The organism is Pseudomonas fluorescens (assembly GCF_000802965.1).
GTDB classification, from domain to species: domain Bacteria; phylum Pseudomonadota; class Gammaproteobacteria; order Pseudomonadales; family Pseudomonadaceae; genus Aquipseudomonas; species Aquipseudomonas fluorescens_A.
In genome coordinates, this window is the sequence record NZ_JSAK01000034.1 from 94791 (window position 1) to 101260 (window position 6470).

A 6470-nucleotide genomic window follows, 5' to 3' on the forward strand; every position below is an offset into this window, starting at 1 on the left:
TGACACCCCTCCGGAATTCCGTAGAATGCCGCCTCACAGCAGGCACGTAGCTCAGTTGGTTAGAGCACCACCTTGACATGGTGGGGGTCGTTGGTTCGAGTCCAATCGCGCCTACCAAACAAAATCCGCTCTGCTGGGCGGTCTAGAAGGGCTCACCGAAAGGTGGGCCCTTTTTTGTTGTCTTGGATTTCTTCAGAACGTTCACAAAATATCGGGTTCGTTCACACTGGGCAATGTGAACGCCGATATCAGTTCATTTTCGGATGGGATTCTGCTTTGGGTTGGTGGTGGTGGGGCGGGTGTTGAAAGTTGTGATCAGCCTTGCGACTGCTTGATAGCAATATCTCGAATGGTCTGGATATTCTGGTGGATTGCTGAGAGAACGAACCACACTCCAGAGCCTAGGCAGCCTACGGCGAAGCCAATCAGGGCGCCGATGTACTCGTAGTTGCCCTTCATTGCGAAATACCCCACAACCGTTGCCACGATGATCCCTATCCAAGCGAAGAAATTCACTACGGTGATCACGATGTCTTTCATTGTCTTTGCTTCCTGCGTGGTTTGAGTGATAGTCACTTTGCCATCATCAGGTTGAGCGGTAAACGGTGGTTCTGCAACGTCTTGGCTCGCGGCTATATATAGCGGAATCTTGAGATAGGGTTCGCGCCCTTAAAAATCCCAATAGCCGTTTCAGTCGTTGAAAATCGATTAAAAACGGTGCGCTCCAGCTAGGTCGCGGTCTACACGCTCGTTCCGCCGTTCACGCACGATTTACGCACAGGTTTATCCACAGGTAGTGCGTTGCAACACCCTCAAGAACGCATTATCTTGTGGCTGCCTCCCTAAAAAACCCTACATGTAGGGTTTTGCGTGCCGTACATCCTCAATATTTGCGAGAGTGCTCTTTTGTCGGAGGGTGTGGCTACGCCTGAAAAGATGCTTTGGTAGGCGTTATTAATGGCCTATTCAGGCCCTCAAGAGGGCCTCTGGGGCGTAGTGGCGTAATTAGGAGGGGCGATGGGGCGGATCAGTAAAGAAAGATGCTCAGAATGCGCTAGAGGAGCTTGCAGCCCTATTCTGAAATCTATAAGATGGCCAAACGCAAAAACCGCCAATAAAGGCGGTTCCGCTGAAGATGTCTGCGAGTAGTCACGTTTCTGTCGGCAAACGTGGCGTGGCTACCCGCACCCTCTAACGCATGCGTTTGAGCACGGTCACGAGAAGGTCGCCATTAAAGCCAATTGACTGCGGTTGAGTCAACTGTCGAATGATAGGTGGTCGTTTCTGGATACGTGCGTCTAAATCGCAATTATCAGGAAATTACCTATGTCAAAGAATACCAAGCAATCCTCCGCGAAGGTGGCCAAGCTGGCCTCTGAAACCCTCCGCGATCCTCATGCCTCTGCAATTGCCAAAAGTCTCGCAGCCTCCACGTTGGCCCAAGCCAACACTGGAAAGCAAACGAGTGCTGAGATGGAGGCGAAAGCAGGTCGGGTGCTTCAGAGCGAGAAGTACAGCGAAGAGACAAAAACTCTTGCTGGTTCGGTCGTCTCTCAAGCCAACAAAGCGCGGGGGGAATGAATCATGACCATTTTTGTAACCTTGACGGTGGACTTGAACGGTAACGTAACTCAGACAGCGAGAGCTAAGTTTTACGAATATCTCAAGGGTCAAAACTATACGAAGCACAAGCTCACGACCTTGTGGACTGCATGGTTCAATCCCGGTAGTACGATAGACAGTGCGGTTAGTTACACGAAGGCAACCGTGGCGGCTGCGGCACGTGCTGCGGGAATCTCGAATTATGAGGCGTTGGTAATGCCGGGAGAGCAGCAACCGACAGAGTGGCGGCAGTAATAGTCTTGGAGGTCTTGGTCTGATGCAAAGCCCCGCTTCGGCGGGGCTTTTGTATTGCGGTATCTGCTTCAGCCTGATTGATGATTTCTACGCAGTTTTTCTATGACTGCGGTGGCCGCATCTGCATTCAAATCTAACGTTCCCAATGCAGTGGTGATGTTGTCGTGGGTATCGACAGAGCCACGTGCCTCGATCCACAGCGCCACTTCCTCAAGCCCGGCGGCGATAGCATGTTGGTTGAGGAGAAGTAGTTCCAGTGCGTCAGCCACTGTTTCGTTGTTATCAGTCATGAGGCATCGTCCCTGATTAAGTAAAAAATGTGTTATCGCACCACGGTTGCGTCTTGACCGCTGAAAGGAAGGAAGCACCCGCCAGCAGTTTTCATTAGAAATCGTACTTTGAGCTGGCTTCCTTTTGAGAGGTCATACCCGGCGTTCTTGTCGGCGAAATCGACCTGTAGGTCTTGAGTTCCAATGCCATCCACATTCAACGAAACCTCATCAGACTCCAGCAGAGCAATCTCGCCTTTCCATGTCATCCAGTGATTTTTGTATTTCGCATTGAATATGTCGTCTTTCTTCTGGTCGCTATAGGTGCTTTTGCATCCTATGTCCGCGTTTACTTGATTGTAGGCTGCTGTGCTCTCGGGATATTCGGTGGTGGGGGCAGAAGCTGTGTAGGTGCTCCCGGTTGAACTTGTAGGCTTGGTGGGTGCGTTGATCACGCCTTTAATGACAACGTAGGCGAGGCCGACCGCGAGCACGATTCCGATAGTTCTTTTGGCTGACAAGATTCAATCCTTGAAGGGTAGAAGATGCCTTATGGTGGCAGCGTGATGTGATTTGTGTCCAGATGTCAGGCTGGATCGTTCCCTGCTGATTTCCCAAAATCCGTATTTTCAGAATCAACACTACGACAGCGTTTCAGATTTCCCAGGCTGAAAATAAGGCAAGGCGTTCCTGTGCGAACTACCCAGCCGCCCAAATTTTTCATGAGCACTTTCAGGAAGAGGGGGTGGGGGTATTCTGAAAACTGTCGGCGTGGCCCAGGTGCTTAGCATTGCACGAGTGGCTCAACCAGAAACCTGTGCTTTTTCAAAATAAGTTGGACGGCTCTGAAGCCCTCACGGTCTCAGAACGAGACGTTGAAGGCGAGCATCAAGCGACGTACTGCCGTTGGTGTGAACTCGCTGCCACGAGCAGTACGCAAGCCTTTGGAGTTGAGGCAATCAGCGACTGACTGAAGCGTATTCACTTTGTTGTACAGGCAAGATTCAAGGTGGGGTTTGATGGCTGCTTGATGCGCGTTCACGTTCTTCATGCGTTGGTCATTGGCAGTGTTGATGTCAGCTACAGCACGTCCCTTTGCCAGTGCATCAGAACGATTCTTCACCTTCTGTACTGCGACAGCATCACCAGCATCCGCACGACTCTGAAGGGATGCCAGAGCTTCCTTGGTGCGGGTGGCGATGAACTCACGTTCCTGTTGGGCCAAGGCTGCGTACAAGTGCAGTTCAAACGTCTGGGCTTGGGGCATGGTAGCCACCTTGAACTTGATAGCCTTCATCAAGCCTGCAATGTGGTGAACATCACGACTCAGGCGATCCAGCTTCGCTACCACCAACTGTGCGTTCTGCTCCTTGCACAGAGCCAAGGCTTTCGCGCCTTCAGGGCGATCCTCAATCGCAAGCTTCCCTGATACCACGTCAATGAATTCACCAACGATTTCCCAGCTATTCTGCTGAGCAGCACGAGTGATGTATTCGCGTTGTGCATCCAAGCCCAGGCCTGAATCACCTTGGGACTTTGTGGAAACTCGGATGTAGGCGACGACCTTCATTTGTTGATCCTTGCTGCTTTGACTGTGGGTTCATTTTCAGGCTGAAGCCCGTATTTGTCAATTCGCAGAACGACCATCCTGCCTAATGATAATTTCGAATTGATGCGTGTGTGCGAACTGCCTAACGAACGATTAATGCTGCTTTTCTGCCCTCAGGTTCAGCCATGGATAGATCGATAAGGGATTGGCAATGGGTACGCTTGCATTCCGTTTCTGACAATTATATATTTACCTTATTCGCGGCGACGAATGCTTTGCTGTGGATAAAAATTAAACAAAATCTTGAAATATAACCGCCCTAGCTCCCCTTTTATTGAGTGCTTGAAAATTCATTTTCAATGACTTCCATCACTCAAAATTTATATAAAAAGTGGAGTAAGTTATGAGTATTGATTTTTATCACAGCTTCTACGTTTATGTACTTTCGACTCCAGATGGAGAAGTTGTTTACGTAGGGAAGGGGACTCGTGGTCGGTCCAAGGTTTCTAGACTTCGCCCTACCAATCCTGATCTTCAGCGCCTCGTCGCTCATTGGAAAGAGCGCGGTAAGGACCTTGGTTGGGAAATTGTATTTTCATCTGATGATGACGCTGCTGCGCTATTGCATGAAGCCAAGCTCATTGAGTCGTATGGTCTTAAGTATCTCGGGACTGGGACACTGCTAAATCGTCGCTATGAGATGGTTGGAAAGCCTGTCACTCAAATTAATAAAAAGCTCAATATCCAGTTTTCAAAAATCCAGCACCGCAAATTAAAAATGCTCAAGGCTCTTGGCACTAAGAAAATGAATGAGTTGGTTCTCGAAGCTGTAGATACGCATATGTCGTCATGGGAGATTCCTTCAATTGCGTCAGGTTTTTTTGATTTTGACGCGGGAAAAATATCCTCTGCCGAAAAAGGACGCCCGACGAGTATGATGCTGCCTGAAGAAACCTATCTAAAGCTGATGAAACTAGCAGCCATTAACGATGTAAGTTTATCCGCTCTCGTGCGGATAAGTGTGGAAAAGTATTATTTTATTGATTAGTGCTAACTATGCATGAAAATCCATGGTCTTATAGTGGGTTTTCATGCATTTATAAAGTGGCAATCTAGCATCAGAATAATAACTTTGTGGGGTTCATGGTTGTGCACAATATCGGGCGATATTCAGTCGCCACGCACTTGCGTGAGTAGTAGAATCAGTGATATTTAATTAAATAACAGAAAATAAAAAATCAGACAAATCTAGCTCCTCTTGGAGTCTATGCACCGAAATTGCAAGTTTTTACATTGAATCAACCATGGCGTGACCGCCGATATTGCTACGGATGTACTCCAGTAATAAATTAAATTTACACAAATCCAGCTCTTTGCTTGTGATTTTGATCTTGCTCTTCTTTGTAGGTGCAAAAACGAATACGGACGTATTCGGTAGTATCCCGTCAGTGAGCACAGACAGTTATTGCACATTGCCTTCGGTAGAGCAGATCAAGAGCAAGAGCTTGGATTTGTATTGATACTATATTAATTTACTGGTGTGCTGATCCAGTATCGGGACAATGCAGAAACGCTGGTACTGGTGAAAATTCACTCGCGTGTAATTTTGAGCTTCCCGTCCGGTGTCCGACCCTATACATATGGTGGGCGTGAACCGGACAGGTCAGATTTCTACGTGTTAGGTCGCTTATCCCAGCCAACCCTGAGACTCAACATATTCCAGAAACGGATCATTGTACGAGGGTTCTGGAAAGTACTCGTCTCGAGAGCCCTTAGCTTGTGGGGCGCTCATGTCTGAAACGCCATCCAATGAATTGGTCACGGCAGTCGTTCGTACAAGCAGCTTGGCGACTGGTTCCGCACCAAGCCCGCTAACGATCTTAAGAATATGCATTCGAGCAGCATATGCCTGTTTACGTCGTGCTAAGTCGGCATCTTCACTGTCTTCTGCGGCACAAGTTCCATGGAGCTCCATGAACTGATTGACGCACTCATCTATCCTGCACATCAAATTGAGTGCAGAGTTTTCGAGGAAAAGACGGCTTCCGGTTGGCGCCGTTTCGTCTACCCAGTCCATTACGAAGATGACGTTTGAGTCGTCCTTGGACGCACGCTGTCGCACCCTTTCTTTGACTCGTTTGACCACATCTGCGTCGAAACTGCTGTAGTAACGCCCTTCAGCAGTATCCCATTTACAACCGTACTCTTGATGCAGGATTCCGCGAAGCTCGTAGTCTTTGATTCCTTGGGAGCGAGTCGCGAGGTCATAAATTCGACTCACGGACTTATCAAAGGGTGTAGAAATCCCCATTGGTATGCCTTTAATCAGGGCTTTGACTTTGCGTTCAGGGTGTCCTGTGGATTGCACGATTTTGGCAATGGACAGGCCGTCCCGTCGTAGCTGCACAACCTGCTCTTCGATCGTCGGTGCATCAAAGGCGTGGCCAGAATCCGATTTTGTTGGGATCGGTGCGACTCCAGCTACAGTAGCCAACTCATCATTGGCTGAGGTGGGGATCAAATTCAAAACGAATGGATGCGGCATGGGATAATTCTCCTGTTCAAGTTCATTTCATAGGCATGTGCCTCGTTAGTAGTGGTTGCCGCAGGCGTAGACCTGCGGTGGTACTTGGGGGTAAATCAGTCGCGAATGTGGGCTGACAGGTTCTTCAGTCTGCTAATGACTCTCTCGTCAATCAGCCCGTCGTAGAACTCGGCCAACTCTTGTCCATACGATTGTCTTGCCTGCTTGTAAGCTTCGAAGGCCGCAGTAGGGTAAGCGTCCGGCCAACACA

The 6470-nt window shown here is 48.9% G+C and carries 8 protein-coding genes and 1 tRNA gene; 4 read left to right on the forward strand and 5 right to left on the reverse strand.

The genetic code is table 11. The annotated features are described in order from the left end of the window. The first annotated feature begins 40 nt into the window (after positions 1–40). Positions 41–117 (forward strand) — tRNA-Val (locus tag NL64_RS26090). 198 nt (positions 118–315) lie between these two features. On the opposite strand, the gene NL64_RS26095 is transcribed toward NL64_RS26090, so the two are convergent. After that, a complete protein-coding gene (locus NL64_RS26095; protein WP_052321310.1) occupies positions 316–540 on the reverse strand; it encodes a hypothetical protein in 225 nt (74 codons plus the stop codon). Positions 541–1326: 786 nt separating this feature from the next. On the opposite strand from NL64_RS26095, the gene NL64_RS26100 reads away from it, so the two are divergent. Both NL64_RS26100 and NL64_RS26105 read left to right on the forward strand, forming a co-directional pair. Further along, positions 1327–1581 (forward strand): hypothetical protein, encoded by a 255-nt coding sequence (locus tag NL64_RS26100; RefSeq protein WP_034150941.1) that lies wholly within the window; start codon positions 1327–1329, stop codon positions 1579–1581. A gap of 3 nt (positions 1582–1584) precedes the next feature. After that, positions 1585–1857 (forward strand): hypothetical protein, encoded by a 273-nt coding sequence (locus tag NL64_RS26105; protein WP_034150942.1) that lies wholly within the window; start codon positions 1585–1587, stop codon positions 1855–1857. A 68-nt stretch (positions 1858–1925) separates the two neighbouring features. On the opposite strand, the gene NL64_RS26110 is transcribed toward NL64_RS26105, so the two are convergent. The 3 genes from NL64_RS26110 to NL64_RS26120 form a co-directional block, all read right to left on the reverse strand. Beyond that, the gene (locus NL64_RS26110; protein WP_034150943.1) at positions 1926–2147 is read right to left on the reverse strand and encodes a hypothetical protein; all 222 of its coding nucleotides are present in this window, start codon (positions 2145–2147) and stop codon (positions 1926–1928) included. A 32-nt stretch (positions 2148–2179) separates the two neighbouring features. Then, the gene (locus NL64_RS26115; protein WP_034150944.1) at positions 2180–2647 is read right to left on the reverse strand and encodes a hypothetical protein; all 468 of its coding nucleotides are present in this window, start codon (positions 2645–2647) and stop codon (positions 2180–2182) included. A 341-nt stretch (positions 2648–2988) separates the two neighbouring features. Next, positions 2989–3696 carry a recombinase family protein gene (locus tag NL64_RS26120; protein ID WP_034150945.1) on the reverse strand — a complete coding sequence of 236 codons (708 nt, stop codon included), beginning with the start codon at positions 3694–3696 and terminating at the stop codon, positions 2989–2991. A gap of 382 nt (positions 3697–4078) precedes the next feature. Here NL64_RS26120 and NL64_RS26125 point away from each other — a divergent pair, with 382 nt between their 5' ends. Next, complete coding sequence (locus tag NL64_RS26125; RefSeq protein WP_034150946.1) at positions 4079–4723, forward strand: hypothetical protein; 645 nt, start codon at positions 4079–4081, stop codon at positions 4721–4723. A gap of 639 nt (positions 4724–5362) precedes the next feature. Here NL64_RS26125 and NL64_RS26130 read toward each other — a convergent pair. After that, on the reverse strand, positions 5363–6220 hold the full coding sequence (locus NL64_RS26130; RefSeq protein WP_034150947.1) for a hypothetical protein: 858 nt from the start codon (positions 6218–6220) through the stop codon (positions 5363–5365). Positions 6221–6470 lie beyond the last annotated feature (250 nt).

Excerpts from the sequence above, each read along its gene's own strand:
- NL64_RS26095 (WP_052321310.1), bottom strand. The coding sequence starts at position 540 with ATGAAAGACATCGTGATCACCGTAGTGAATTTCTTCGCTTGGATAGGG.
- NL64_RS26100 (WP_034150941.1), top strand. The coding sequence starts at position 1,327 with ATGTCAAAGAATACCAAGCAATCCTCCGCGAAGGTGGCCAAGCTGGCC.
- NL64_RS26105 (WP_034150942.1), top strand. The coding sequence starts at position 1,585 with ATGACCATTTTTGTAACCTTGACGGTGGACTTGAACGGTAACGTAACT.
- NL64_RS26110 (WP_034150943.1), bottom strand. The coding sequence starts at position 2,147 with ATGACTGATAACAACGAAACAGTGGCTGACGCACTGGAACTACTTCTC.
- NL64_RS26120 (WP_034150945.1), bottom strand. The coding sequence starts at position 3,696 with ATGAAGGTCGTCGCCTACATCCGAGTTTCCACAAAGTCCCAAGGTGAT.
- NL64_RS26125 (WP_034150946.1), top strand. The coding sequence starts at position 4,079 with ATGAGTATTGATTTTTATCACAGCTTCTACGTTTATGTACTTTCGACT.
- NL64_RS26130 (WP_034150947.1), bottom strand. The coding sequence starts at position 6,220 with ATGCCGCATCCATTCGTTTTGAATTTGATCCCCACCTCAGCCAATGAT.